This is a genomic window from Collinsella sp. CLA-ER-H4 (genome assembly GCF_040092395.1).
Lineage (GTDB): Bacteria > Actinomycetota > Coriobacteriia > Coriobacteriales > Coriobacteriaceae > Collinsella.
Window position 1 is genome coordinate 31,632 of the sequence record NZ_JBBNLQ010000013.1, and the last position, 26,291, is coordinate 57,922.

General features: G+C 62.0%; 18 protein-coding genes. 9 read left to right on the plus strand and 9 right to left on the minus strand.

Going from position 1 to position 26,291, the window contains the following annotated elements; all coding sequences use genetic code 11:
* Positions 1 to 315: 315 nt before the first annotated feature.
* Genes AAAX34_RS08165 through AAAX34_RS08175 form a run of 3 tightly spaced genes read left to right on the plus strand, consistent with a single transcriptional unit; the run spans position 316 to position 4,538 of the window.
* Complete coding sequence (locus tag AAAX34_RS08165) at positions 316 to 819, plus strand: MarR family winged helix-turn-helix transcriptional regulator (protein WP_349110796.1); 504 nt, start codon at positions 316 to 318, stop codon at positions 817 to 819.
* Entirely contained in the window at positions 812 to 2,626 is a 1,815-nt protein-coding gene (locus AAAX34_RS08170) for an ABC transporter ATP-binding protein (RefSeq protein ID WP_346976930.1), read from the plus strand. Before AAAX34_RS08165 ends, AAAX34_RS08170 begins: the two co-directional genes overlap by 8 nt.
* Positions 2,619 to 4,538, plus strand: coding sequence for an ABC transporter ATP-binding protein (locus tag AAAX34_RS08175; RefSeq protein WP_349110797.1), 1,920 nt, complete (start codon positions 2,619 to 2,621; stop codon positions 4,536 to 4,538). The genes AAAX34_RS08170 and AAAX34_RS08175 overlap by 8 nt, the downstream gene beginning before the upstream one ends.
* A gap of 180 nt (positions 4,539 to 4,718) precedes the next feature.
* Here the strand turns inward: AAAX34_RS08175 and AAAX34_RS08180 are convergent, their stop codons facing one another.
* Both AAAX34_RS08180 and AAAX34_RS08185 read right to left on the minus strand, forming a co-directional pair.
* On the minus strand, positions 4,719 to 5,810 hold the full coding sequence (locus tag AAAX34_RS08180) for a GGDEF domain-containing protein (RefSeq protein WP_349110799.1): 1,092 nt from the start codon (positions 5,808 to 5,810) through the stop codon (positions 4,719 to 4,721).
* A gap of 119 nt (positions 5,811 to 5,929) precedes the next feature.
* A complete protein-coding gene (locus tag AAAX34_RS08185) occupies positions 5,930 to 6,808 on the minus strand; it encodes a LysR family transcriptional regulator (protein ID WP_349110800.1) in 879 nt (292 codons plus the stop codon).
* A gap of 233 nt (positions 6,809 to 7,041) precedes the next feature.
* Here AAAX34_RS08185 and AAAX34_RS08190 point away from each other — a divergent pair, with 233 nt between their 5' ends.
* The 4 genes from AAAX34_RS08190 to AAAX34_RS08205 all read left to right on the plus strand — a co-directional run bounded on the left by AAAX34_RS08190 (position 7,042) and on the right by AAAX34_RS08205 (position 12,914).
* On the plus strand, positions 7,042 to 7,923 hold the full coding sequence (locus tag AAAX34_RS08190) for an SDR family oxidoreductase (RefSeq protein WP_349110801.1): 882 nt from the start codon (positions 7,042 to 7,044) through the stop codon (positions 7,921 to 7,923).
* 66 nt (positions 7,924 to 7,989) lie between these two features.
* Positions 7,990 to 9,246, plus strand: coding sequence for an MFS transporter (locus AAAX34_RS08195; RefSeq protein WP_117655362.1), 1,257 nt, complete (start codon positions 7,990 to 7,992; stop codon positions 9,244 to 9,246).
* 69 nt (positions 9,247 to 9,315) lie between these two features.
* Complete coding sequence (locus AAAX34_RS08200) at positions 9,316 to 10,356, plus strand: Gfo/Idh/MocA family oxidoreductase (protein ID WP_217108344.1); 1,041 nt, start codon at positions 9,316 to 9,318, stop codon at positions 10,354 to 10,356.
* A 410-nt stretch (positions 10,357 to 10,766) separates the two neighbouring features.
* A complete protein-coding gene (locus tag AAAX34_RS08205; RefSeq protein WP_349110804.1) occupies positions 10,767 to 12,914 on the plus strand; it encodes a Tex family protein in 2,148 nt (715 codons plus the stop codon).
* A gap of 225 nt (positions 12,915 to 13,139) precedes the next feature.
* On the opposite strand, the gene AAAX34_RS08210 is transcribed toward AAAX34_RS08205, so the two are convergent.
* A complete protein-coding gene (locus AAAX34_RS08210; protein WP_349110806.1) occupies positions 13,140 to 13,844 on the minus strand; it encodes a transaldolase in 705 nt (234 codons plus the stop codon).
* Between the two features lie 193 nt (positions 13,845 to 14,037).
* On the minus strand, positions 14,038 to 14,865 hold the full coding sequence (locus AAAX34_RS08215; RefSeq protein WP_349110808.1) for an HAD-IIB family hydrolase: 828 nt from the start codon (positions 14,863 to 14,865) through the stop codon (positions 14,038 to 14,040).
* Between the two features lie 75 nt (positions 14,866 to 14,940).
* Between AAAX34_RS08215 and rlmKL the strand changes: the two genes are divergently transcribed.
* Positions 14,941 to 17,499 carry a bifunctional 23S rRNA (guanine(2069)-N(7))-methyltransferase RlmK/23S rRNA (guanine(2445)-N(2))-methyltransferase RlmL gene (gene rlmKL, locus AAAX34_RS08220; protein WP_349110809.1) on the plus strand — a complete coding sequence of 853 codons (2,559 nt, stop codon included), beginning with the start codon at positions 14,941 to 14,943 and terminating at the stop codon, positions 17,497 to 17,499.
* A gap of 95 nt (positions 17,500 to 17,594) precedes the next feature.
* Here the strand turns inward: rlmKL and AAAX34_RS08225 are convergent, their stop codons facing one another.
* The 5 genes from AAAX34_RS08225 to AAAX34_RS08245 form a co-directional block, all read right to left on the minus strand.
* The gene (locus AAAX34_RS08225; RefSeq protein ID WP_349110811.1) at positions 17,595 to 18,308 is read right to left on the minus strand and encodes a response regulator transcription factor; all 714 of its coding nucleotides are present in this window, start codon (positions 18,306 to 18,308) and stop codon (positions 17,595 to 17,597) included.
* A gap of 4 nt (positions 18,309 to 18,312) precedes the next feature.
* Entirely contained in the window at positions 18,313 to 19,938 is a 1,626-nt protein-coding gene (locus AAAX34_RS08230) for an ATP-binding protein (protein ID WP_349110812.1), read from the minus strand.
* 111 nt (positions 19,939 to 20,049) lie between these two features.
* Complete coding sequence (locus AAAX34_RS08235; protein ID WP_117840328.1) at positions 20,050 to 20,274, minus strand: hypothetical protein; 225 nt, start codon at positions 20,272 to 20,274, stop codon at positions 20,050 to 20,052.
* Positions 20,275 to 20,305: 31 nt separating this feature from the next.
* Positions 20,306 to 22,333 carry a KUP/HAK/KT family potassium transporter gene (locus AAAX34_RS08240; RefSeq protein ID WP_349110814.1) on the minus strand — a complete coding sequence of 676 codons (2,028 nt, stop codon included), beginning with the start codon at positions 22,331 to 22,333 and terminating at the stop codon, positions 20,306 to 20,308.
* 159 nt (positions 22,334 to 22,492) lie between these two features.
* Positions 22,493 to 23,341: a nitroreductase family protein gene (locus tag AAAX34_RS08245; RefSeq protein WP_349110816.1), complete on the minus strand. Its 849-nt coding sequence runs from the start codon at positions 23,339 to 23,341 to the stop codon at positions 22,493 to 22,495.
* A gap of 214 nt (positions 23,342 to 23,555) precedes the next feature.
* Here AAAX34_RS08245 and AAAX34_RS08250 point away from each other — a divergent pair, with 214 nt between their 5' ends.
* Positions 23,556 to 25,856, plus strand: coding sequence for an LTA synthase family protein (locus tag AAAX34_RS08250; RefSeq protein ID WP_349110818.1), 2,301 nt, complete (start codon positions 23,556 to 23,558; stop codon positions 25,854 to 25,856).
* The last annotated feature ends 435 nt before the right edge of the window (positions 25,857 to 26,291 follow it).

The following is a 26,291-nucleotide window of genomic DNA, read 5'->3' on the forward strand; positions in this document are numbered from 1 at the left end:
TTCGGGCACGGCGCAGCGGCGCCACAGTGCGACTAAGTGTAGCGCAGGGAACGTTGTGAACGGGTGCTGGCGCCGCGGAGGCCACATTGTTGCGGAAAGGTTTCGGAAATGGGGGCATAGGCCTTGTGGCCATGCCCGACGATTGAACGTCAGATTGCCGCTTAGGAACGCTTGCAGCGTCGAGCGGTTACGGCGTTTGGCAAAACGCCGTAACTTAATAAGTTTGGTACCTTGACATTTATTTCTCACGCTCCTAGATTAGTTAGGCACAAAACAATTCATCTACCTAACTAAAGAAAGGAGCGAAGCTTAGATATGTGTGTTGAACCACACGCCCATCCGCATGAACCCGGCGACGACCCCTCGCAGCCGGCAGGCGAGCCCGAGACTCAGTCCAAGGAGGACCGTCTCGCCAAGAGAATCCTCCATGGGCTGGGGTTTTGCGGCCATTACATGCATTTTCACGGCGGCGGCATATCTGGCAAGGCGCCTATTGTCTGCCTACTCGCCAAGCAGCCGACCGGCGAGCTGTCCCAACAGGAGCTCGGCATGCACTTCGACCTCAAGCCGGGGTCCCTTTCCGAGATTCTGTCCAAGCTCGAACTGGGCGGTCTTATCGAGCGCAGTCGCAATCCCAAAGACCGTCGGCAGCTCACCATCCGCCTGACCGATGCGGGATGGGAAAAGGCCCGCGTTGAGCAGGCAGCCCGCATTCGCTTTAGAGAGCAGGCCTTTGGTGCCCTCACCCACGACGAGCGCGAGCAGCTCGCCGAAATGCTCGAGAAAATCCGTGTAACCTGGGAGGAACTGGATGATTAAAACCCTCATGGGCAGCATCCGCGACTATATAAAAGTCACCGTTGCCACGCCGTTGCTCGTGCTTGGCGAGGTGCTCTGCGAGATGCTGATTCCATTTATCACCGCCAACCTGATCGACGCCATCAAAGATGGCACCACCGTAGCCGAGATGCTTCCCACCGCGGGCTTTTTGGTGCTCATCGCGCTGACGTCGCTTGCTTTTGGCGCCGCTGCCGGCGTCACCTGCAGCCATGCGAGTTGCGGCTTCGCTAAGAACCTGCGTCACGACCTGTTCTACAAGATCCAGACGTTCAGCTTTGCCAACATCGATGAGTTCTCGAGCTCCTCGCTCGTCACGCGCCTGACCACCGATATCAACAACGTGCAGCAGGCCTTTATGATGATCATCCGTATCGCCGTGCGCGCGCCGCTGGTATTGATCTTCGCCTTTACCATGGCATTTATCATGGGCGGCAGCGTCGCCATGGTCTACCTGGTCATCATTCCGCTGCTGGGCTTTGGGCTGTTCTTTATCATCTTTAAGGTGCGTCCCATCTTCTCGCGCGTGTTCCACAAGTACGACGCCCTTAACGAGTCCGTCGAGGAAAACGTCACCGGCATGCGCGTGGTCAAGAGCTACGTGCGCGAAGACTTTGAGAAGGAGAAGTTCGCGACCGCCGCACGCGACGTCCAGATGGACTTCACCCGCGCCGAGAAGCTGCTTGCCTTTAACAACCCCATGATGAACATCTGCGTCAACGGCGCGTTTGTCGTCATCATCTACCTGGGCTCCAAGCTCATCATCACGAGCCAGGGCACGCTGTTCGACGTGGGCCAGCTCTCCTCGATCTTTACCTATGGCTTCCAAATCCTCATGAGCCTGATGCAGCTATCGATGATCTTTGTCATGGTGACCATGGCCGACGAATCGGCGCACCGCATCACCGAGGTGCTGGCCGCCGAGCCCACGATCGCCGATCCCGCCGAGCCCGTGCTCGAGGTCGCCGATGGCTCCATCGACTTTGACCACGTGAGCTTTAAGTATTCCGCGCATGCGAAGCGCCAGGCGCTCGACGATATCGACCTGCACATTAAGAGCGGCGAGACCATCGGCATCATCGGCGGCACCGGCTCGGCCAAGTCCACGCTCGTAAACCTCATCGCCCGCCTGTACGACGCCACCGAGGGTACCGTGCGCGTGGGCGGCGTGGATGTACGCGACTACGACTTGGACGCCCTGCGCCACCAGGTGGCCATGGTGCTGCAGAAAAACGTGCTGTTTAGCGGCACGATTGCCGAGAACCTGCGTTGGGGCGACCCGAACGCCACCGACGAAGAGGTCCGCGAGGCCGCGCATCTGGCCTGCGCCGACGAGTTTGTCGACGGCTTCCCCAAGGGCTATGACACCTGGATCGAACAGGGCGGCTCCAATGTTTCCGGCGGTCAGAAGCAGCGCCTGTGCATTGCGCGTGCCCTGCTGCGTCGCCCCAAGATCTTGATCCTGGACGACTCCACGAGCGCCGTCGACACCAAGACCGACGCCAAGATTCGCGCAGGGCTGGCAAGCTATCTGCCCAACACGACCAAGCTCATCATCGCCCAGCGCATTAGCTCCGTGCAGGACGCAGACCGCATCATCGTCATGGAGGGCGGCCGCATCGCGCAGATCGGTAACCACGACGAGCTGCTCAAGACGAGCGAGATCTACCGCGAGACCTTTACCTCGCAGAACAAGATGTCTGCCGAGGGCGAAGAGGCCGTCGAGGCCGACACCGAGGCATCCGTAACGCAAGCTCAGACCCAGGAAGGAGGCGAGGCACATGAGTAAGGCAACGACCGCCGAGCGCGCGCTCAACCGCAAGGGCGGCACCATATCGCGCCTCATCAAGACGCTCTTTGGCTTTTACCCCGTGCTTTTGCCCCTCGTCGTCGCCGGCGTGGTGCTCTGCGCCATCATCAACTCCATCGGCGCGACCTTCCTTCAGAGCGCCCTGCAGATTATTAGCGAATCGTGGCAGTCGGGCGATTGGGGAGCCGCGCAGCCCAAGATCGCACAGCTCGTGACCACCCTCGCCTGCATCTACGGCATCGGCATCCTGTCCTCGCTCTTCTGGAACCGCGCCATGGCCATCGTCACGCAGGGCTCGCTGGAGAAGCTGCGCGAGAAGATGTTCAACCGCATGCAGGACCTGCCGATCCGCTACTTCGACACGCACCAGCGCGGCGACATCATGAGCCACTACACCAATGACATCGACACGCTGCGCCAGATGATCAGCCAGTCGCTGCCCAACCTGCTCATGACGGTCATCGTCATCGTCACGGTGTTCTTTATCATGCTGTACTACAGCGTGTGGATGTGCTTGGTCATTATTGCCGGCGTCGCCTTTATGACCTTTATGACCAAGCTGCTCGGCTCCAACTCCGCGCGCTTCTTTATTGCGCAGCAGACCGAGCTCGGCGTTGTCGAGGGCCATATCGAGGAAGTCATGAACGGCCAGAAGGTCGTCAAGGCATTCTGCCACGAGTCTGCCGCCGAAGCCGATTTTGACGAGCGCAACGAAAAGCTCTTCGAGGTCTCGCAGAAGGCCAACATGTACGCCAACATCCTCATGCCCATCCTTATGAACCTGGGCAACCTGCTCTACGTGCTGGTCGCACTGGCCGGCGGCATTTTCCTAGCGCTGGGCGTGCCCAACCTGAGCATCTCGGGCATGGCGCTGTCCATCGCCGTCGTGGTGCCGTTCCTCAACATGACCAAGCAGTTCTGTGGACAGATCGGCCAGATCTCGCAGCAGATCAACGCCGTGGTCATGGGCCTCGCCGGCGCCGACCGTATCTTTGAGCTCATCGACGAGGAGCCCGAAGCCGACGAAGGCTATGTGACGCTTGTCAACGCTCAGGTGAACCCCGATACCTGGCAGCTCGAGGAGGCCGACCACCACACTGGCATGTGGGCGTGGAAACATCCGCACCGCGCAACCGGCGAGATCGAGTACGTGCCGCTGCGTGGCGACCTGGTCATGGACAACGTCGACTTTGGCTACACGCCCGACCACGAGGTGCTGCACGGCGTGTCCGTGTTTGCCAAGCCGGGCCAGAAGGTCGCGTTTGTCGGCGCCACCGGTGCCGGTAAGACGACCATCACCAACCTCATCAACCGCTTCTATGACATCGCCGACGGCAAGATTCGCTACGACGGCATCAACGTCAACAAGATCCGCAAGGCAGACCTGCGCCGCTCGCTGGGCGTGGTGCTGCAGGACGTAAACCTGTTCACCGGCACCGTGATGGATAACATCCGCTACGGCAATCTGGATGCCACCGACGAGGAGTGCATCGCGGCAGCAAAGCTCGCGGGCGCGGACGACTTTATCACCCGACTGCCCGACGGCTACGACACGATGCTCACCGGCAACGGCGCCCAGCTGTCGCAGGGCCAGCGCCAGCTGATCTCGATCGCACGCGCCGCCGTCGCCGATCCGCCGGCAATGATCCTGGACGAGGCCACGTCGAGCATTGACACCCGCACCGAGGCCATCGTGCAAGCCGGCATGGACAAGCTCATGGAAGGTCGCACAACGTTTGTCATCGCGCACCGCCTCTCCACCGTGCGCAACTCCGACGCGATCATCTGCCTGGACCACGGCCGCATTATCGAGCGTGGCAACCACGACGAGCTGATCGCCAAGCGCGGGTATTACTACCAGCTCTATACCGGAGCGTTTGAGCTGGAGTAGTTCGGCCCGCCGAGATGGCCGATTTGCCGCTCATTCGTCGGGCATGACCCTAAGGTCAATGCCCTCCTCTTTCGGGGCAAATCGACTCATCTCAACGACCCAAACACAATGCACCGCAACGAATAAAGCCTCCGCAGCCACACGAGCTGCGGAGGCTTTTCTATGCCCTTTGTTACAAGCTTACCGTTCCTCGCGTTGCAGCCCGGCTGCCTCAGCTGTCTTTACGCGGTTCTTGTCGATGCACATGTTTTTGTCGGCCTGGGAAAAGAGCTCGCGCATCGTAGGCGGTTCATCAAAATCACTGGAAAGCGCGTAGCCCACCGCATAGCTGATAGGCATGTCGGGATGAGCCTCGGAATACTCGTTCACGTTCGCACGAACCCGAGCGAGACAGGACTCCACGGCAGCCCGATCGGCATCCCGCAGCACCGCGATAAACTCATCGCCGCCGTCGCGGCCCACAAAGCAAGTCTCGGACGCCACGCGCCCCAGCTGCTGGGCAAAAGAACGGATGTATTCGTCGCCCTTCTCGTGGCCGAAGTTGTTATTGACCGTATGCAGATTGTTAAGGTCGAAGACGCACACCGCAACGGGCGCCTCCGCGGAGACAGGCCGCTCCTGCCCCAAGATTTCCTCGCACTTGTTCTTGTTGGGCAGTCCCGTGGCTTCGTCGAGATAGACTTTGCTCTGCAGCTCGCGGTTGAGCGCGGCAGTGCGCACCGCGCGAACAAGTTCGACCGCAAAGGTCGCCACCAAGCCCACGATGTCGATGATCACCAAGCCCTCGAGATAGTTGAGCGCCGACGCCTTCTCCTGAGAGTAGTCCTCTGCGAGTCGCGTAGCATCGTCGCAAATGCCAAAGAACTCCTCGCTCATGGAGATGATGTCGGTGCTCTCGTAGCCGACTTCGCGCACGCGGCTAATCTCGGCGCAAAGCTCATCAAAATAATTTGCAAGCTCGGTCATCTTTGCCTGATACTCATCGTCGTCGAGACGGACGAGGTTGAGGTCGTCACTTCCGTAACGCAAACCGTTGATGTATGAATCCACGGCTTTGAGCAGGTCGTCTTGAGGCTGGCCCGCGTCCTCGAGCTTAACGATTCGCTGCGTGGTACCGCGCACAAGACCGGCGTAGTTGACCACGCGCGCCGTGCCCTGGATATCGGAGACGAGCAGCATAACATTAATGAAGAAGAAGATGAGAACTGCCGTGAGCACCATCATGAGCAGGCGCATCGCCCGACTGGCTTTCTTGGCGACAGAAGTATTCACAAGTTCACTCCTCAAATGACAAAAGTGCAGGTAGCACACAGTGTGCTGAAATTCACGTGAGGTCAACTCTACCAGATGATTTTTCTAGGACGGGGATTAAAGAATCATCGACACGATAGCTATTTGAGAAGTTGTGCCATGGCGTTGACAAATTTTTGGACTTGGAGGGTGGGCTCGAGCGGGTAGTGCAGAAAGACCGGCACCTCGCGGCCGCACAGGAACGGCACGCCCACAAAGGCTGGGTGCACCCCCGACCACGCCCCGCAGGTGAGCACCGCGTCGCCCTTTTCCTCCGCCTCGTTAAAGAGCGCAAAGTCGAAGCTGTCCACATCGATCACGTCCACGCCGCCGTCTGCCAACAGATCGATACGCAGGCTGTCCATAGCGTCGTTGCCGTGGCGGAGCACGCGCAGGCGCATGCCCTCTAAGTCGGCAACCGTGATGCGCGTCTTGCGCGCCAGCGGGCTCGTACGCGGCAGGTCGATATAAAACGGCACGTTAACGATGCGGAGCTTTTGGCAGGCATCACCCCAGCGTGGGGTCGAAAAACTCGACTGCACCACATCGACCTCGCGACCGAGGCTGCGCATGACGGTCTCGCGCTCGTCATAGAGGTCGCTTACCGGCACGATCTCGAAGCGCAACGATGGCTCCAGCTCGTGTACGCCCGTCCACATCGACAGCGTTTGGCGCCCCGGACACATCATCGATACGCCCAGACGCACGGCCCCGCCATCGCCCGCCGCGCGTCGGGCACGGCGTAGCGCGTCCTCGGACTGCCGCATGATCGAACGTGCATCGTCCACCAGCAGAGCGCCCGCCGGCGTCACCTTAACACCCGAATGCGAGCGCTCGAACAACGTGATACCAAACTCGGCCTCGAAGCCCGACACCTGCTTGACGAGCGCCGGGGTCGACACGCGCAATTTTGCCGCCGCACGCGAGAAGCTTCCCAGCTCCGCGGCGGCCGATATGGCCTCAAGTCGTCGATCGTACACGTCAATCTCCCGTTTCCAGACGCATGGCAATGAACTGCCGAAGGGGGTTGTTTTCGCAGGTCACGCGCTCAATTGAGAATAAACTGCATCGCACAGTGTAAACCTACGGTTAACGCCATTCTAACAAATATGCAATTCACCTGCGCAAATGCAAAGCATACGATAACCTGCGAAAACCACGTGGGTCGATTAATGGGAACGACCCACCGGGAGGCACAAGAAGGGAAGTTCCTATGAGCAATTGGCTTAAGCTCGAGGGCGATGTCTGCGCCGTGACTGGCGCGCTCGGCGGTATGGGCGTCGAGATTTGCCGCGAGTTCGCCCGCAACGGCGCCAACGTCGTCCTGCTCGACCTGGACGAGGAAAAGGTCAAGGCCGCTGCCGCCGACCTCGCCGCCGAGTTTGGCATCCACGCCGAGGGCTACAAGATGAACGCCACCGACGAGGCCGAGGTTCAGGCCGCCGTCGATGCCACTATCGCCAACTTCGGCCGTGTCGACGTCCTCGTCAACACCGCCGGCATCCTGCGCTTCGCAGCCATGGAAGACCTGCCGCTGAGCGACTGGGAGCAGGTGCTCAACGTCAATCTCACCGGTTACTTCATCACCTCGCAGCGCTTTGGTCGCGAGATGATCAAGGCCGGCCAGGGCCGCCTAGTTCACATCTCGACCGTCGCCAGCCACTCCCCCGAGACGTTCTCGGGCGTGTACAGCTCCACCAAGGCGGGCGTCAACATGATGTCCAAGATGCTGGCTGCCGAGTGGGGTCCCTACGGCGTGCGCTCCAACTGCGTCGAGCCCTGCTTCGTCAAGACCCCCATGTCGGCAAGCTTTTACGCCGACCCCGAGGTCGAGAAGAGCCGCAGCCGCCTGATCGCCACGCGCCGCATCGGTGAGGTCAGCGATATCGCCAACGCCGTCATGTTCCTGGCGTCCAAGCGCTCGGACTTTACCACCGGCGACGCCATCAAGGTCGACGGCGGCTTCTCCAACATGATGGGCGACCTCACCGCCAAACCCGGCGGCCGTCGCGCCTATGCCGACAACTACCTTAAGAACAAGGGTGTCGAGCTCTGGTCCGATGAGTCCGGCGTCGCCAAGCCGACCGACCAGTAAACCAACCTGACAGGGAGGCTCCGCGGACACGCCCGCTCCTCCCCCGTATCGATTAGAAAGAGTCCAATGGCTTCCACCAACTCCAACAAGGGTCGCGCCGTCGTGCTTTCCGCCGCGTGCGTCACCATGTTCTTCATCAGCTCCATCGCGCTGTATTCCGTCGTGAGCAAGAACCTGCTCGCCGTCTACCCCGAGTGGTCCAGCGCCCTTACCTGGGCGTTCCCGGTCTTTCAGACCATCATGGCCGTGACGGGCATCTTCGCCGGCCGTATCTCCGATAAGATCGGCCCGCGCAACGTCGTGATCGCCGCCGCCGTGTGCTACGGCGTGGGCTGGTTCATGTCCGGCACCGTCACCGAGCCGTGGCAGTTCTACCTGTGGTTCTCGCTCGTCGCCGCCATCGGCAACGGCCTGGGCTACAACCCCGCGCTCACCACCGGCCAAAAGTGGTTCATCGACAAGAAGGGTCTCGCCTCCGGCATCACCCTGGCCGCTTCGACCGCCGGCCCCGCCGTGCTGTCCCCGGTACTCGCCTCGCTGCTCATCCCGAGCCTGGGCATCTTTGGCGCCCTCAAGGCACTCGGCGTCATCTTCTTTGTGACGATCGCCGCCTCCGCCCTGTTCCTGAAGGCCCCCGAGGCCGGTTGGCTGCCCGAGGGCTTCGAGGCCCCCAAGGGCGGCGCGCACGCCGGCACCTTCGGTGACCTCACCCCGGGCGAGATGGTCAAGACCCCGCGCTTCTGGGTCCTCATCGTCACCTTCGCCTTTGCCGCCACCGCGGGCACCCTGCTCGTGGGCAAGGTTGCCTCCATCGCCGCCGTCCAGCTCTTCGCCGACCCCACGAGCGCCGCGGCCGTCGCCCTCGGCGGTGTGGTCGTCTCCGTCAACACCTGCGCCAACCTGGTCGGTCGTCTGTCCTTTGGCCAGATCATCGACAAGCTCGGCGCCTATAAGTCGCTGCTCATCAGCCTTGTCGTCACCATCGTCGCCCTCGTCATCATGTCGATGAGCTTTACGCAGAGCATGTTCTTTGTGGCGCTCGCCCTGCTCGGCTTTAGCTTTGGCGCTCTGCTCGTCATCTACCCGCCGCTCACCGGTGGCGCCTTTGGCACCAGCAACATCGGCGTCAACTACGGCATCATGTTTTTGGGCTACGCCGCTTCCACCTGGATCAGCCAGCCCATCACCGCCGTGCTGTATCACGCCGAGGCCGGCAGCGCCGCCTACCAGCAGTCCTTCTACGGCGCTATTGTGATCGCCGCCATCGCCGTCGTGCTCACCGTCTACATGATGGTCTCCGACAGCAAGAAGAAGTCCGCCTAGTTTTACCGATGCGACGAAGGGACAGCCCCTTTGTCGCATTCCACCGGTCACCAGTATTAAGGAGTCGAAATGTCTGAGCTCAACCCCGTCCGCATTGCCGTTATCGGCGCCGGCGCCATGGGCCGCAACCACATCCGCTTTGTCACCGAGGAGCCCGAGGCCGAGCTCGTCGCCATCGCCGACGCCTTTGAGGGCGCCCGCGCCACGGCCGAGGCCGCCGGCGTGCCGTTTTACACCGATCCCGCCCAGATGATGGACGAGATCAAGCCCGAGGCCGTCATTATCGCTACCCCCAACGACCTGCACCTAGGCGTTGCTCGCGAGGCTGTGAAGCGCAACATCGTGCCGCTGGTCGAAAAGCCGATCTCCAACGATCTCGAGGATGCCCAGGCCTTCGCCGCCGAGGCCGAAACCGCCGGCGTGCCCGTGCTCGTGGGTCAGCACCGTCGCCACAACCCCTTCGTCAACAAGGCCAAGGAGATCATCGAGTCTGGCGAGCTGGGCAAGCTCACCGTGTCGAGCTTCCACTACATGATCTATAAGAATGACGAGTATTTCGATGTCGAGTGGCGCCGCAAGAAGGGTGCCGGCCCGATCCTGGTCAACCTGGTGCACGACGTCGACCTGCTCCGCTACCTGCTGGGCGAGCCCGTTGCCGTCCAGGGTATGCAGTCCAGCGCCGCCCGCGGTTTTGAGACCGAGGACTCCGCCGTGGTCAACGTCCGTTTTGCCGACGGCGCGCTCGCGAGCATGACCATCTCTGACGCCACCGCCAGCCCCTGGAACTGGGAGGCGACCGCTCGCGAGGATCCGCAGTACCGCCCCTTCGACGCCGACGCCTACTTTATCGGCGGCACCAAGGGCGCCCTTTCGCTGCCCCGCCTGCACCAGTTCTCCTACGACGGCGCCTCTAACTGGCACAAGCCGCTGCAGATGGAGATTCCGGCCGTCGACCCGGCACTGCCGCACAAGATGCAGCTCAAGCACTTTGTGAAGGTTGTCCGCCGCGAGGTCGAGCCCGTCGTGACCCCCGCCGATAACGTCAAGACGCTCACGCTTCTCAACGCCATCAAGGAGGCCGCCGAGACCGGCCAGCTCGTTGAGCTGTAATGCCTTAAGAGCGGGCCGCGGCAAACTCCCCGCCGAGCGCCTCGGCCCGCCACCAACAAGCCCCTCTTCTTTGCCCCGCGAGCAGCCTCCTGCCCGTGGGGCATTTTGCTACCTTGCCGACGATTTTTCTGGGGCGGGGGCTATTTTGCACCTCGGCTTGATTCGTTCGCCACGAAATGGGCCTATCTACTACGTTTAACCGACCACCCTTAACCATACAGAATTTCGCGAAATAAAAACCGCAGGTAGACGGCTTGCGTATTTTCGGAAAACCGGGGGATGGTCGACCCATACGGTTCAAACGTAGTAGACGGGTCGTTTTCGTGGCGCGGCTCCAAAACAGTCTTTTGGGACGGGTGGTATCCTTGGTAGCCCTGTGCTGCAAACGCACCTTAAACGCAAGGAGTCCCATGGATCTTATCGCCCAGCTTGCCCGCGAGCTCAACCTTAAGGCCGCCAACATCGAGGCAGCCGTCAAGCTCATCGACGAGGGCAACACCATCCCCTTTATCTCGCGCTACCGCAAGGAAGCAACGGGCGGCATGGACGACGTCGCCCTGCGCGCACTCGACGAGCGCCTGTCTTACCTGCGCAATCTTGAGCAGCGCAAAGAGGACGTCATTCTGCTCATCGACGCCCAGGGCAAACTTACGCCAGAGCTTGAGCAGCAGATTCGCGAGGCCACGCAGCTCCAGCGTGTCGAGGACCTCTACAAGCCCTACCGCAAAAAGCGCATGACCCGCGCACAGAAGGCCCGCGAGGCAGGCCTGGAGCCGCTTGCCAACATGATCATCATGCAGGCCTCGGCCAAGGGCAGCGCGCTCGACACCGCCGCGGCCTACGTCAACGAGGACGCCGGCTTCAACACGCCCGAAAAGGCGCTCGCCGGGGCGGCGGACATCGTGGCCGAGACGGTGGCCGAAGACCCCGAGAACGTCGCCGACCTGCGCGCCTTTACGCAAAACACCGCCGACATCATCGTCGAGGCCACCGACCCCGCCGAAAAGACTCCCTACGAGCCCTACTACAGCTATGATGAGCCGCTGCGCCGTATACCCAACCACCGCGTGCTGGCTATCGACCGCGGTGAGCGCGAGGGCAAGCTCCGCGTGCGCGTGAACGTCGACGGCGCTGCCGCCACGGCACGCCTCGGCAGCCGTTGGCCCCGACGCCAGGGCGTCTTCGCGCCCGTCTTCGATGCCGCCATCGCCGACGGTTACAAGCGCCTCATGGCCCCCTCGCTGGAGCGCGAGGCCCGCGCCAAGCTCACCGTTCGCGCCCAGACCGAGGCCATCAACGTCTTTGCCAAGAACCTTGAGGGCTTGCTCTCGGCACGCCCCGTGCGCGGCGCCCGCGTGCTCGCGCTCGATCCGGGCTACCGCACCGGCTGCAAGGTCGCCGTCATGGACGAGACCGGCAAGCTGCTCGACCACGGCGTGGTCTACCCCACCAAGCCGCGCCACGACGTCGCCGGCACCAAGCGCGAGCTCGCCCGCCTCGTCAAGAAGGACAGCGTCAACACCATCGTCATCGGCAACGGCACCGCCAGCCGCGAGACCGAAGAAGTCGTCTCGGAGTTCATCGCCGAGCAGGCGCCCAGCCTTCGCTACACCATCGTTAACGAGGCCGGCGCGTCGGTGTACTCCGCTTCCGAGCTCGCGAGCCAGGAGTATCCCGACCTGGACGTCACCGTGCGCGGCGCCATGAGCCTGGGTCGACGCCTGCAGGACCCACTGGCAGAGCTCGTTAAGATTCCGCCCCAGTCCATCGGTGTGGGCCAATACCAGCACGACCTTGACCAGGCCGAGCTTTCGCGCACCCTGGGCCACGTGGTGGAGGACGTCGTCAACCGCGTGGGCGTCGACGTCAACACCGCAAGCGCGAGCCTGCTGGGATACGTATCGGGCATCACGCCGAGCGTGGCCAAGAATATCGTGGCCTACCGCGAGGAAAACGGTGCCTTTACCGATCGCCGCCAGCTTAAGAAGGTCCCCAAACTGGGACCCAAGGCATATCTCAACGCCGCGGGCTTCCTGCGCATCAGCGGTGGCAAGAACCCGCTCGACGCGACAAGCGTCCACCCCGAGAGCTACGAGGTAGCCACGGCCGCCCTGGAGCGCGCAGGCGTTAAAGCCAGTGAGCTCAGCCGCGGCGGCGTACCCGACATCGAGCGCCGCCTGGGCAGCATCTCGGCGCTGGCAAGCGACCTGGACTGCGGCACCCTCACGCTCATCGACATTGTCAACGAGCTCAAGAAGCCTGGTCGCGACCCGCGCGACGACGCGCCCGAGGTGGTCTTTAGCCGCTCGGCACTTTCCATCGACGACCTGGAGCCCGGTATGGAACTCAAGGGCACGGTGCGCAACGTTGTGGACTTTGGCGCCTTCGTCGACGTGGGCGTGCACCAGGACGGCCTCGTGCATATCTCAAAGCTGGCCAACCGCTTTGTCAAGCACCCGAGCGACGTGGTGCGCGTCGGTGACACGGTCAAGGTGTGGGTCGAAAAGGTCGATCGCGACCGCAAGAAGATCTCGCTCACCATGGTACAGGGGAAGTAAACCGCCAAAGCAGGGGTACCCCCTGTAGCGACGTGCAAAATCGCGAGTATTCTGCAAATTCCACCGTTCCGGATGCCCCTCAGAGACGAAAAAGCAAAAAACAGCCCCCGTTTTAGCGTCGTCAGAGCCAAAACGGGGGCCGTTCCATGCTTCGGTTAACTGATAAAGACCTTTACCTTGCTGAATACTCGCGATTTTGCACGTCGCTACAGGGGGTACCCTTGCTTACGGCAGAATATGAAAGCCGAGCGAGGCGATATCCTTGGCAAAGCCGCGGACGGTGTCGAGCGAGACCTCGTACGGGTCGCGGCCGATGTTCTTGCGCTTGGCCAGGATGCTGTTGGGCACCGTGATGATCTGGCAACCACAGGCCTCGGCCTGGTAAATGTTGATGAGCTCGCGCGTGGACGCCCACAGGACCTCGCAGTTGGGCTTGGCGGCGGCTTTCTTGACCGACTCCGTCATAAACGGAATGGGGTCGACGCCGGTATCGGCGATACGGCCGGCAAAGAGCGAGATAATGGACGGCGTCTCGGTGTCAACGGCTTCGACCATCTCATCGACCTGCTTAGGCGTAAAGATGGTAGTGACGTTGACCTTGATGCCGTCGGCGGAAAGCTTGCGGACAAGCTCGGCGGTGGACTCGCCCTTGGTGGTCACGCACGGAATCTTGACGTAGACGTTCTCGGCCCAGGTAGCGATCTCGCGGGCCTCGACCTCCATGGTCTCGACGTCGTCGGCAAAGACCTCAAACGACACGGATACATCGGTGATGTGGGCCAAAACCTCTTTGGCAAACGCGCGGTAATCCGTCACGCCGCCCTTCTTCATAAGGGACGGGTTGGTCGTGAAACCCTGAACGTTGCCGTTCTCGTACATGTCGAGCATGCCTTCGAGGTTTGCACCGTCAGCGAACACCTTGATTGCCATCTGCCTGATTCCTTTCGTTAGCATACGGCCGATAAACTGCTAAACACTTTACCTACGTTTATCAAGGCGTGAACTGCGGTTTTTTATCTTCTCGGCGAACGGTATAAACACCTCAGTGTTTGGATTGATAAATCGATTGAGCATGCAAAAGCAAAGAGTCGCAGTTTGAGCAAACGTCAGAACGCGGGATTCATTAGATGAGGCCGAAATGCTGCATCGCTGTGACGGTGCCGTCGTGTGCGACATCGTCGGTCACGTAGTCGGCGACCGCCTTGACCTCAGGCATGGCGTTGCCCATGGCCACGGCCGTCTCGACCGCAGCGAGCATGCCCAGGTCGTTACCCGAATCGCCGAAGCCAAAGGTGCGCGCGTTGCCGGTGCGACCCAGGTATTCCAGCGCTCGCGCCACGCCCACGCCCTTGTCGATGCCCTTGGGGCTCAGCTCGCGATTCTGACCACCGGTGTTGCACAGCTCAAACTCGCGATCGATAAAGCCATCATCGTTGGCCACGCGAGCCAGGTCGCTCGCGACGATGCCCACCTTGCCCACGCGCAGACGGCCGTCGACGCGCATTTCCTCGGTGCTGTGCACCACAGAAGTGCCGATCAGAGACGACTGCTCAACACCCGCGGGTTCCAGGGCAAAAGTAGCCACGTTGGTCTCGAGAAAGGCCTCAATCCCTGCCGCGGCCATACGGCGTGCCAGCTCCTCAACAATGTCTTCGTCAAAGCAGTCCTCATACACCACGCGGCCCTCGACCTCGAGCGTGGCGCCCGCCATGGCAACGACGCCCGCGGGGTCGAGCGCACGCAAGCTATCGGCGATGAGCCACAGGGGGCGACCCGTGCAGATAAACGCCTTGTGTCCCGCGTCGCGCAGACGATGAAACGCCTCGACGACCGCCTGCGAGGGGCGAACCGCCGAAAAGTCCTTGTCGGTCATGTTGTCGGGATCGAACGACGTCAGCGTGCCGTCCACGTCAAAAAAGAGCACAGCGGGTTCGGGACACGCATCAATCATATGGGTTCCTTTCGAGGATAAGGGCAAACGAAGCATCCATCATATAATGGAGCGACGCAACCAGAGAGGTCACCCATGGAATTTTACGCAAGCTGCCCCGAAGGCTTTGAGTCCGCACTCGCCGATGAGCTTAAACGCCTCGGGCTTTCGCATGTTCGCCGGCTGAAGGGCCGCGCCACGTTTGAGGGCGAGCTCGAAGAAGGCTACCGCGCCTGTCTGTGGTCGCGCCTAGCGAGCCGCGTGTTTGCGGTGCTCGGGCGCTTTGAGGCGCAGGATGCCGATGAACTGTACGACAGCGTTTACGACATCGCCTGGGAGACCGTCATCCGCCCCGGCGCCACCATCGCCATCACCGCCCGCGGCGTGACCGAGCAGCTGCGCAACACGCGCTTCTCGGCCCTGCGCGCCAAGGACGCGCTGTGCGACCGTCTGGCCGAGACCACGGGCCGTCGCGCCGATGTCGACGCTGCCGATCCCGACGTTCACCTGTTGCTTTCGCTGCGCCAGCGCCGCGCGAGCATCAGCCTGGACCTTTCGGGCGACCCACTGTTCAAGCGCCTGCCGCCCGCGGCGACCCGTGCCGGCGAGGGTGCGCACGTGTTGCGCCCCGACTACGCCGCCCTGGTGCTGGCGCAGGTCGGCTGGACCGCACTGTGCGAGCGCGAGTTGACGGCCGACGATTACGAGAATGAAGCCCTTCCCACGCTAATCGATGCCTCGTGCGCCGGCGGCGGCCTGTTGCTGGAAGCCGTGAACACTCTGACCGACCGCGCCCCGGGCGCCGCACGCGAGCGCTGGGGCTTTGAGGGCTGGCAGCTACACGACGCCGCTCTGTGGGAGCAGCTGCTTGCCGAGGCGCGCGAGCGCGAGGCGGCAGCGCGCGAGCGCCAGGCGCGCATCGTGGCCATGGACATTGACCCCACCGCCCGCAAGACCGCCGAGCGCATGGTCAAGTGTGCCGGCTACAAGCGCTTTGTCGATTTTTGCGCCGCTAAGTCCGCCACCGTGCTGGACCACGCGGGCACTGTCGCCGGTGCCGCCCTCGTCGCGGATACGACCGAGACACCGCTTTCACTCATGCACGATGCCATGACGCTGGTCGGCGAGCTGCGCCGCGCCCCCGAGCTCGCTTCGGCGCCGGTCGCCGCGCTCACCCGCGACGGATTGCTGGCCCGCGCGCTCCACGCCGAGCCCAAGCGCTCGATCGCCGTCATGCCCAACAACGAGGAGGCGGCTATTGAGATTTGGCCCTCGCTCGACCACGCCGCCGCGGCATTTGAAGCAGCGATCAGCGCAGATGCCGAGGAACAGACCGCAGACGCTCATGACGAAGCCGCCGATACTCCCACGCCCGAACCTGCCGCCACGCTCGACCTGGGCGACGGCAAGCCGCTGCCCGTGCTCATTCCCGAGTCTGAGCAGTTCGCCAACCGCCTGCGCAAGAATGCCCGCCTGCGCCGCAAGTGGGCCAAGCGCGAGGGCGTGAGCTGCTACCGCGTCTACGATGCCGACCTGCCCGACTACTCCGCCGCCATCGACCTGTACGAGGGCTGCCCGCAGACGCCGGGCCGCTGGCTCGTCATTGCCGAATACGCCGCACCCAAGACCATCGACCCCGCGCTTGCCCAGGCCCGCATGCTCGACATCTTGGCCATCGCGCCGCGCATTCTTGATGTTCCGGCCGAGCACGTGCACGCCAAGGCCCGCATGCGTTCGCGCGGCGGCTCGCAGTACGGCAAACAGGGCGCCGGCAAGGGTGGCTCGGGCGAGCGCGCCAACATCGCGCGCCGTCGTCTGCCGCTCATCGAAGAGGGCGGCCTTACCTTTGCCGTCAACTTTGACGACTATTTGGATGTGGGCATCTTCCTGGATCATCGCGTCACCCGCAACCTGGTGCGCGAGCACGCCAAACAGGCGCGCCGCTTCCTCAACCTGTTCGCCTACACCGGCACCGCCACCTGCTATGCGGCCGACGGCGGCGTCGAGGAAACCGTGACAGTCGACCTTTCCAACACCTACCTGGACTGGGCCGAGCGCAATATGCGCCAGAACGGCTTTGTTGGTCCGCAGCATCATTTTGTGCGCGACGACGTGCTCGCCTGGATTCGCGACCAGCGCCAGACGCGCAACCGCTGGGACCTGATCTTTGTCGACCCGCCCACGTTCTCGAACTCGTCAAAGATGGGCCGCCGTACCTGGGATGTCCAGCGCGACCATGTTGAGCTTTTGGCCGGCGTGTCGCGCCTGCTCGCACAGGGCGGACATGCCATCTTTAGCTGCAACCTGCGCGGCTTCCGCCCCGAAACGCGCAAGCTCGCGCGCGCGGGCGTCGTGCTGGAGGACATTACGGCGCAGACCATCCCCGAGGATTTCGCACGCAACCAGAAGGTGCACCACTGCTATATCGTGCGCCGCCTGCCCATCGAGGACGCCATGGCCGAAGTCGGCTTTAGCGCCGAGGAGATTGCCGAGCGAACCGAGGAGCTGCGCAACCCCGAGGCCCGCAAGCCCCGTGCAGCAGCGCCCGCGCACGCGCAGGCCGGCAACGGCAAGTCCAACTTTGCCAGCAAACCCTCCCCTGCCGGCAAGTCCAAAAAGAAGAAGTTCTACGCCAGCAAGCCCAAGGATAAATAGACAACGTTGCGGTGGAATACGGACTGTTTTGCCTGGAATTAGGTAAATTTAGACCGTATTTCACCGCAACTCATATTGGGATGGCGGATGCCGACCTATCCCTGGATGACCAATCGGTAACCAATACCCACGTGCGTCTGGATATAGCGCGGGTGCGCGGGGTCGGACTCGATCTTCTTGCGCAGCGTGCCCATAAAGACGCGCAGGCTCGCCAGGTCGCTCTTAGTTGCCGTGCCCCAAATCTCGTGCAGGATAAACTGGTGCGTTAGTACCTTGTCGGCGTTATGTGCCAGCAGGCACAAGAGCTTGTACTCAATCGGCGTCAGATGCAGCTCCTCGCCATCCATCGTGGCAATGCCGGCATCAAAGTCGATATGCAGCTCACCGGTATCGAACGAGCCCTCGGAGGCAACACCACCCGTTTGCGCATACGAAAGGCGCCTGAGCGTCGTGCGAATGCGTGCAAGCAGTTCCTCGACCGAAAACGGCTTGGTCAGGTAGTCATCGGCGCCGGCATCGAGCGCGCGAATCTTATCCCCGTCCTCGCTGCGCGCCGAGACCACGATGATCGGCATGCCCGACCATGCGCGCACCGACTCCACCACCTTGACGCCGTCCATATCGGGCAGGCCCAGATCGAGCAGCACGATGCTCGGTGCCTGCGATGAGGCGGCGGCGATGGCGGCATGGGCGGTCTCCACGGCCATATGACGCAAGCCGTGCGCCTCGAGCGCGGCAACAATAAGGTTGCGGACGGCGGGATCGTCCTCAACGACCAAGATGAGCGGTTTTACGGCAGAGTTCGGCACAGCGCTACTCCTTATCAAACGAAACGTCGGCGACGGGAAGCTCAATCGTAAAGACCGAGCCGTGCGGGTCCGCCGCGGCAACCTCTATGCTACCGCCATGCGCCAGCGCAATGGAGCGGCAGAGCGAAAGACCCAGGCCCACGCTGCGATGGCTGTCGGCAAGACCGTGGTTGGCGGTGTAGAACGACTCAAAGATTCGCTCGCGGTCCTCGGGCGCAATGCCCGGGCCGTCATCGGCCACCGAGCACGCCACGCGTCCATCGTCGACGCTAATCGAAATCATGATATGCGAGCCTGCGGGCGTATAGGTGATGGCGTTGTTCACCAGATTGACCACCAGCTGCACCATCAGGCGCGCATCGACGTTGACGAGCGCCGGCTCATCGCACGCCACCACCTTAAGGTCGTGCTCGCGCACGGCAGGGTTCACGTGGCGCAGCGCCTCCTCCACGATATCGTCCATGAGCTCGAGCGTGGTCGACAGGCGCATACCGCCGCCCTCGAGCTTGGTGATGGCGAGCAGGTTCTCGACGGTGGCGTTGAGCCATTGCGCATCCGAGCGAATGGACAGGAGCAGGCCGCGGCGCGTCTGGGCGTCGAGCACGGCGGTGCCGGTCGAGCCCTGGTCGAGCAGCACATCGGCATTGCCCGAAATACTGGTGAGCGGCGTGCGCAGGTCATGCGAGATGGAGCGCAGCAGGTTGGCGCGCAGCTGCTCATTTTTGGCAAGCACCGCCGCCTCCTCGCGGGCCTCCATGGCGCGGGCGCGATCGAGCGCCAGCTCGCCTTCGCTCACGATGGCATCGGCAAGTGTCCGCTCCTCATGCGTCAGCACGTCGGGCTCGGCAACGATAGCCAGCACGCCCACCACCGAGGCGGGATCGCCCGAGCGCGCGAAGCCGTCGCCTGTGCGAACCGTCAGGTAGATGCCATAAAACGCCGAGCCGCCAAACGTGGCGTCGAGCGGCGTTCCCACATAGGCGGACGCCGAGAGCCGAGGCGGCATCTGCGGCGCCAGTTCGTGCACCGGTGCGGCATCGCCCACGGCCGTGTAAGTCGCGCGCGGCAGCAGGTCATCGCCCTCGGCGTCGGCGCTGTACCACACGACAGGGCAGCCCGAAAGACGCGCCAGCTGCGTGGCCATGGCGTGAACGATCTGATGCTGATCGGCGCACCGCTGCAGCATGCGGTTGGTCTCGAGCACCATATGCGTGCGGCGGTCGCTGGCGGCAGCCTGTGCCAAGGCGCGGCGCAGGGCCAACGCAATCGAACTCGACACAAGCGAGACCACGAACATGATGAAGAACATGCCGGGATAGCCGCGGTCGATAAGCGACAGCGAGTAGCGCGGGTCGACAAACAAGAAGTTGTAGAGCGCCACGGCGGCAGCCGAGCTCAGCAAGCAATACAGGCGACTCCAGGTAAAGAATGCGCACAGCTGAACGGCAAACACATAGACGATCATGATGCTCGGCGCGAGACCCGGATGGTCGAGCAGCGCGCCCACAATCGTCGCCGCGACCAGCAGTCCCACCGATACGCAGGCGTCATACAGAGGAGTGCGGCGCGCCAGCGTTGTGCGCCGCCACCAAAAGTTATCGGCAATATCGCCGTCCGTACGGACGTCCATCAGCGCCCCGCTCCTCTCTCAAAAACAAAAACCACCACAAAGGGACAGGCACCTTTGTGGTGGTTTCCCTTGTGGTGGTTCCAAGTGTATAGCCTTTGCAGCCGGCGGTCGCTAGACAAACAGCACGTGCGCGAGCAGGGCACACACGCACACCGCTCCAAATACCAGTGCCACGATCGAAATTACGCGATCGGCCATATCCATGTTGGCACGGTTCGTCAAAAACCGATCTTCGGCGGCGTCGGCGCGTGCCTCACGTACCAGCTCGGCAACCACCTCGCGGCCATCAAGCATCTTTGCATCCATGTTTGCCTCCCCGGTCTCAATCTTGTCCATCGAAAACCAACTCCGTGCAACCCGTCGGCGCCTACGGCCGCTCGTTGGGGGCCAGGCGCTGCATCTTGTTCACGGCCTTGAACTTGGTGAACAGCGGCACGTACTCAAAGCTCACGCTGGAGTTCTCCAGGCCGTACCAGCGTGCAGGCGTGCCGGCGGCGCGGCGGATGATGTACTTGAGCGTGATGGCCGTACGCTCGCTCGGCTCCACATCGCTTTCGGGCGCCAGAAGCTTACGGATCAGGACGAACTTGAACGTACCGATGTTGCCCGGATCCTTGTAGACCGAGTAGTCATGCGTCTGCGCCGGCAGCTCGCCGGTGGCAGCCAGGTCCTGAACGACCTGACGCAGATAGGCATTGACGCGCTGGTTGATCTTGTAGCCCAGGTACAGATGCACGCGGAACACGTAGTCGGTGCCGAACGTCTCGACCGAATAGGCAAAGGTATGCGGCTCGTCCATGGTCTCGACATTCACGAACCACCAGGCGCGAGCGCGCTTGGGATGCTTGTCCAAAATCGAGTAGACGATGTCGCGGTCGATGTAGTCGGTATGGGTGTCCTTGGTCAGGTACACGACGTTGTCGCTCATGCGCTCGTAACGGTCGTCGTCGCGCAGGCGCTTGAGCTGCGGCAGGTAGCTGCGCAGCGGCAGCAGCGTAAACTGGCGCTGCTCAACAGCCGTACCGTTGTACCAGCACACCATGATGCCCATGATGAGCGCGGCCATGAGGATGGTGAAGTAGCCGCCGTGGAAGAACTTGGTAAGTGAGCTCACGAAGAAGAAGCCTTCGAGCAAAAGGAAGAAGGCCGCGAAGATCCACGGAGCAACCTTGAGCTTGCGCTCCTCGTGCAGGTAGAAGAAGAGCAGCAGCGTGGTGCACATCATAGTCAGCGTAATGGCAAGGCCGTAGGCGGCTTCCATATGCGCCGAGTTCTGGAACAGCAGCACCACGATGACGCAGCCGACAAGCATGACGTTGTTGACCATGGGGATGTAGAGCTGGCCCTTGGTCTCGGCAGGGTAGAAGACCTGCATGTGCGGCATGAGGTCCAGACGGCTGGCCTCGGACACCAGCGAGAATGCGCCGGTGATGAGCGCCTGCGAGGCAATGATGGCCGCGACGGTGGAAAGGCCGACGGCAAACGGGCGCAGGCCCGGGGCGAGCATCTGGTAGAACGGGTTGAGGTCGGCAATGCCCATGAGCTCGGGGTTGGCAGCGTTGTTCATAAGCCAAGCGCCCTGGCCCATATAGGAAAGCAGCAGGCAGCACTTAACGAACGGCCAGGTAGCGTAGATGTTGCCGCGGCCGACGTGGCCCATGTCGGAGTAGAGCGCCTCGGCACCGGTGGTGGCGAGGAAGCAGCTGCCCAGAATCATGATGCCCGCGTGGTTGTTGGGGCTCAGCAAAAAGGCGATGCCGCGCACCGGGTTGAGGCACAGCAGCACGGCGGGGTGCTGGAAGACAAAGAACAGACCCGTGCCGCCCAGGAACAGGAACCACAGCGTCATGATGGGGCCAAAGGCGTGACCGATCTTGGCCGTACCGATGCGCTGTACCAAGAAGAGCACGATGATGATGGCGAGCGTAATGGCGACGACGCGGCCTTGGTCATCGCCCAGCACGGCATGGACCGCCGGGATGGTGCGCAGGCCCTCGATGGCCGTGGTAACGGTAACGGCCGGCGTGAGGATGCCGTCGGCGAGCAGCGCGGCGCCACCTAGCATGGCGGGGATGATAAGCCACTTGCCACAGCGCTTGACCAGACTGTACAGGGCAAAGATACCGCCCTCGCCATGGTTATCGGCGCGCAGCGAGATGAGCACATACTTGATGGTGGTCAGCAACGTGACCGTCCACACGACAAGGGAGAGCGCGCCGAGCACGAACTCCTCCGTGACGCTTCCGATGCCGCCGTTGCCGGCAACGAGCGCCTTGGTTACATACATAGGGCTGGTGCCGATATCGCCGTACACCACGCCCAGCGTGACGAGCATCGCCGAGATGCTCACAGGAATCGCAGCGTGCGAAGCTGCCTCCTTGGCCTTTTGTTCCATAAGCCGGTTTCCTCCCAACTTTAATGTTCGAAGGAATTATAGGTAATCGGCCCATGTTTGAATGGCACTGTTTTCCCAGCTAGATAAACATTTATACGGCCTTTAAGCCACCTCGGCGATATGGAATGTGACAAAGGGACTGTCTCTTTGTCGCATCCGTCATTTTCCGAGCCAATTTTTGAACCACCACTCCATGGAGCGGCTCATCTCGGCCATAAAGGGACTCGTGTGCTTGCGGGTATAGATGTCCACGACGCGCTCCCCCACCACGCGGGCATGCGGACGGAACATCGCGTCCATCTCGGCCACCTGCGCGTCCATGGTCGCGGCATCGGCGCGGCAGTAGCGCTCCTCGTGCACCAGGTTCACCACGGGATGCGCAATGGCCGGACGCTCCTTACGGGGCGTGCCGATGATGAGCATCGACAGCGGCATGGTATAGGGCGGCAAGTCCAGCAGCCCGGCAACTTCCTCGGCATTCTCGATAACATCGCCGATGTAGCAGCTCCCCAGCCCCAGGGCCTCGGCGGCGACCACGGCGTTTTGCGCGGCGATCACGGCGTCCTGGGCCGCGATGGCAAAGTCGCCCAAACCCGGCGCGCGGCGGGGCGCCTTACCCGTGCGCTTGACAAACTCGGGCTCAAAGCAGCCCACGTGCTCAAACAGATCGATCCACTTGGCATAATCGACCACAAATATTAGTGCCCAGGGCGCCTTGGCGATCATGGGCTGGTGGTCGCACAGGTCGGCCAGACGATCCAGCGTAGCCTGCTCGCGAATGCTCACGATGGAATACATCATCATGGCGCCTGCCGACGGCGCACGGCTCGCCGCATGCAGAATCGCCGCCCGCCGCTCGTCGGTCACCGCCACGGGACGATCGTCGTCATCACGCGCGAAGGCACGCGTGGAGGAACGGTGCTCCAACGTGTCCAGCACCGCATTGCCCGTGGTCTCGACCGGATAGCCACACGTACCCACAGCCTTGGTGCAAACCTGCTCGTTCATCGCCTCATCCTCGCTAATTCTTTAAGAAGCCTTTACGTTTCCGTGTAATTCCCGTCCATTATCGCGCAGGTCGCCACTACATTGAGCCACACCGCCGCACATGCGCGTTAATATGGCTGGTTGTTGTGCGCAGCCCGCAAATGCAGCGCATATTTAGGTAACAATCGGGTAAACCCCCGCTTTCGTAGGTTTTAAGTTTGTGAGGAGTCTCAGCATGTTCGCTGCCGCCATCTCGCTCGTCGGTCTTGCGGCGACCGTCTACCTTGTTTTGCGCGAGGCCAAGACCATTCGCGCTCAGTCGGGCACCGTTGCCAAAAGCGCTCTTGGGTGGAGCGTCGCCTTCGGCCTGTTCCAGCTCTTTTTGACCATTTGGGGCGCCATTGGCCTCGTCGCCCAAAACGAGCCGCTCGCCTTTGTGATGCTCATCCTGACCAATGCCATCCTCACCGGCTGCGCTTGGGCCAGTATCGCCCGCGACCGCATCGCCCCGCGCGTCTTTGCGTTCGCCTCGGCCGATGCGCCCACCCCCACCGGCAAGCTCGCTCGTTTGCGCGGCGCCTTTGTGGGCAAACCGCTCGTCGCCGCCGTCCTGTGCCTGCTGCTCGCCGGCGTCTTTGCGCTGCTGGGCATGGAGGTCTCGTCCAACCACGACTTTACCTGGGTCTACCCCCTGTGCATCCTGCTCGAGTGGGCCATCATCACCACGCTCATGGTCGGCCTGTTCTTCCTGTTCCAGCGCCACGGCGCAGCTCCCGCGGTCCTGGCCTTTGCCCTCTTTGTCCTGGGCATTGCCGAGTTCTTCGTCATCACGTTTAAATCCATGCCCATCCAGCCGGGCGACCTTTCGGCCATCTCCACCGCCGCCGCGGTCGCCGGCACCGGCTACACCTTCTCCATCTCGCTGTTCTGCGTGCTGTCCATGGGCTTTACCGCCATCGCTATGCTGCTGTGCGAGTACGCCGGCCTGGTGGCACCGCACCGTCAGAAGGGCGCCGCCAACGCCAAGCGCATGCTGCTCACCAATCTGCTCGTCGCCGTGCTGTGCCTGGGCGGCGTGACCGCGCACGTCACGCTCATCGACTGCTACAACACCCTCGGCATCACCGTCTATACCTGGCGCCCGCTCGAGAGCTACTGGCGCGAGGGCTACCTGCCCGCCTTTATTAGTGCAGCGCAGTCCATCAAGCCGCCCAAACCCGCCGACTACTCCGTCGACGATGCCAAGGCCACGCTCAAAAAGTACGCCAAGGCCTACGACAAGTCCGACGCAGCCAAGAGTGACGAGCGCACCGCCGCAAAGGAGCAGTTCGACAGCGAGAAGCCCACGGTCATCGCCATCATGAACGAGACCTTCTCGGATCTGTCGATCTATCAGAACATGCGCGCCGGCTACGAGGGCCCGCAGTACTTTAAGAGCCTGTCCAACTGCCTCAGCCGCGGCAAGCTCTACGTGAGCGCCTACGGCGGCGGCACCGCCAATACCGAGTTTGAGTTTATGACCGGCAACTCCATGGCCAACCTGGGCTCGGGCGTGTACCCCTACACCATCTACAACATGGAAACGACCGGGAACCTGGCAGAGCAGTTCAAATCGCTCGGCTATTCCACCACGGCTATGCACCCCAATCACGCAACCAACTGGAACCGCGAGAACGTCTACAAGGACTTTGGCTTTGACCAGTTCCTGTCCATCAACGATTTCCAGGGAGCCGACACCTTGCGCGGCATGGTGACCGACCAGGCTACCTACGACAAGATTCTTGAGCTGCTCGACCAGAACGCCGATCCGCAGTTTATCTTCGACGTGACCATGCAGAACCACTCGGGCTACGATACGGGTCTGCTGCCGGTCGATAAGCAGATGCACCTGAATATCGACACGACCGATCTGGACGCCAAGACCGTCGAGGACGGCACGCTCTCCGATGTCGACGAGTATGTCTCGTGCATCGAGCAGTCCGACCAGGCGCTTCGCTACTTCCTAAACGCCCTGAGCAAGCTCGACCGTAAGGTAGTCGTGGTGTTCTGGGGCGACCACCAGCCGTTCTTCCCGTCCAAGTTCAACGACAAGTGGTTTACCGGCGAAGACGACGCCACGCACCAGGAACGTCTGTGGCAGACCGACTACATCATCTGGGCCAACTACGACGTTGCCGGCTGCGACCAGACGAGTGAGGTCGACGACCTGTCCACCAACTACCTGTCCACGCAGCTTATGCAGCTGATCGGCGCACCGCTGACCGACTACCAGAAAGCGCACATGACGCTGCGCGAGTCGCTGCCCGCCATCAACTCGGTGGGCTACGAGGACGCCAGCCTGCGCTGGGCGCTTTCCTCCAACGTCACCGGTGACGATGCCGCCGCCGCAGCCGCCACCAAGGCGCGCGAAGATTACGCCAAGATGCAGTACTACGAGATGTTCCGCGACGGCAAGAACGTGTACACCGAGCACTTCCAGACCGAGGCCAACGAGACCGACCCCAACCTGGCACCGGGCACGACCAAGATCAAGTAGCGGGTCGCTCATAACTGGTTCGTCTGCCCGGCGGCGCGGAACGTAAGGTTCCCTGCTCGGACAGTCCTGCTCGCACGGAGAGCACATTAAGTGCTCTCCGGCTCGTGCGGAACTCGCGATGAACCTTACATTCCGCGTCGCCGGGCAGACGCCTCGGTGTTGAAGCGCGGCTTGTCATGGAGACACCTGCTGAACATATATAAGTTGAAGGCCACGTCATGTGGCCTTTTTTGCATCCGGAAACCGTGTCCCAGAATTCTTGTCTGGAATGGGATGCAGTTTCCGCTTGGGACCCGATTGGGAAAGTGGGGACCTCGGACGTTTTTCCGGACCATGTCCCGGCGCTATGCCGCATGGCCCCTCTCCTCGCGATACTCCCTAATGGTCTTCCATCCTAGGTCCTTCTTGAGCTTGCCGTCCCTGTACCACTCGATA